Source organism: Cupriavidus sp. IK-TO18, assembly GCF_015549295.1.
Classification (GTDB): Bacteria; Pseudomonadota; Gammaproteobacteria; order Burkholderiales; family Burkholderiaceae; genus Cupriavidus; species Cupriavidus oxalaticus_A.
Window position 1 is genome coordinate 1 of sequence record NZ_JADGMP010000061.1, and the last position, 1,872, is coordinate 1,872.

Consider the following 1,872-nt stretch of genomic DNA (forward strand, 5'->3'; position numbering starts at 1 on the left):
ATGTGGCCGGGCATGCGGCCCGCCACCGGGTGGATCGCGTACTTCACGGTCACGCCCTTTTCGGCCAGCTTTTCGGTCAGTTCCTTCAGCGCGTGCTGCGCGCGCGCCACCGCCAGGCCATAGCCGGGGACGATGATCACGGTCTCGGCGTTGCCCATCAGGAAGGCGGCATCGTCGGCCGAGCCGGACTTCACGTTGCGCTGCGCCTGCGCGCCGGCGGACGCGCCAGCCGACGCATCGCCGCCGAAGCCGCCCAGGATCACGTTGAAGAACGAGCGGTTCATCGCGCGGCACATGATGTACGAGAGGATGGCACCGCTTGAGCCCACCAGCGAGCCGGCGATGATCAGCATCGGGTTGTTCAGCGAGAAGCCGATGCCCGCCGCCGCCCAGCCCGAGTACGAGTTCAACATCGACACCACCACCGGCATGTCGGCGCCGCCGATCGGGATGATGATCAGCACGCCCAGCACGAACGCGATCGCCAGCATGATCAGGAACGGCAGCCAGTCCTGCGACATGAAGAAGATCACGCCGAAGCCGACCATCGCCACCGCCAGCAGCAGGTTCAGCCAGTGCTGGCCGGCGAACACCACCGGCGCGCCCTGGAACAGGCGGAACTTGTAGCGCCCGGCCAGCTTGCCGAAGGCGATCACCGAACCGGAGAAGGTGATGGCGCCGACGAAGCAGCCGATGAAGAGCTCGATGCGGTTGCCCAGCGGGATCAGGTGCGAGCCTGCCGGCGTGATGCCAAACGCGGCCGGCTCGGCCACCGCGGCCACCGCGATGAACACCGCCGCGAGACCGATCAGCGAGTGCATCGCCGCGACCAGTTCGGGCATCTTGGTCATCTGCACCTTGCGCGCCACGTAGGCGCCGATGCCGCCGCCCACCACCAGCGCGCCGAAGATCAGCGCCAGGCCGGAGCCCACCGACGACTGCGCCGTGCCGGCCGCCAGGAACTCATTCTTGAGCTTGATGATCAGGACCAGCGTGGTGACCACCGCGATCGCCATGCCGATCATGCCGAAGGCATTGCCCTTGCGCGCCGAGGCCGGGTGCGACAGCCCCTTGAGCGCCTGGATAAAGCAGACCGAGGCCACCAGGTAGAGCAGGGTGACGAGGTTCATGCTGACGAGGCCGGCTGCCATTACGCGCCCTCCCTGGCCAGTGCCTGCTTGGGTTCGGCCGCCTTGGCCTTCGGCTCCTTCTTCTTGAACATTTCCAGCATGCGCTGGGTGACCAGGAAGCCGCCGAACACGTTGACCGCGGCCAGTGCCACCGCCAGCGTGCCCATGATGCGGCCCGTGGCGCCTTCGGTCAGGCCCGCGGCGAGCATCGCGCCGACGATGATGATGGCCGAGATTGCGTTGGTTACCGCCATCAGCGGCGTATGCAGGGCTGGCGTGACCGTCCAGACCACGTGGTAGCCCACGTAGATTGCCAGCACGAAGATGATCAGGTTGATCACCGTGTGGTTCACCATCTCCATCGACTTCTCCTCCTTTGCTTTGAAACCGGGATGCTGCGTGTCGCTATGTTGTTCTTTGCAGTATTACGGTCAGGGCACGTCAAGGGCCAGTGGCTCTGGAAGACCGTTGCGTGCCCCCTCTCCCTCTTGCGGGAGAGGGGCGCAGACTCAAACCTTCTTGATTTCCTCGCGCGCGGCGCCCGCGGGCATTACGCAGCCTCGCGCACGACCTGGCCGTCCCGGCACATCAGGCAGGCGGCGACGATGTCGTCTTCGAGGTTGAGCGTGAACTGGCCATCCTTGTCGACGACAAGCTTGAGGAAATCCAGCACGTTGCGCGCATAGAGCGCCGAGGCGTCGGCCGCCACCATGCTGGCCAGGTTGGTATGGCCGATGAGGGT

General features: G+C 65.7%; 2 protein-coding genes and 1 pseudogene. All 3 read right to left on the reverse strand.

Annotated features, from left to right (window positions below):
- Positions 1-1,151, reverse strand: a 1,151-nt coding sequence (locus tag IPF36_RS33935) for an NAD(P)(+) transhydrogenase (Re/Si-specific) subunit beta (protein WP_195432324.1), incomplete at its 3' end; no start/stop codon positions are given.
- Entirely contained in the window at positions 1,151-1,492 is a 342-nt protein-coding gene (locus tag IPF36_RS33940; protein WP_133092301.1) for an NAD(P) transhydrogenase subunit alpha, read from the reverse strand. The genes IPF36_RS33940 and IPF36_RS33935, both read right to left, overlap by 1 nt.
- Before the next feature lie 188 nt (positions 1,493-1,680).
- A pseudogene (locus IPF36_RS33945) lies at positions 1,681-1,872 on the reverse strand (NAD(P)(+) transhydrogenase (Re/Si-specific) subunit alpha); the annotation flags it as partial.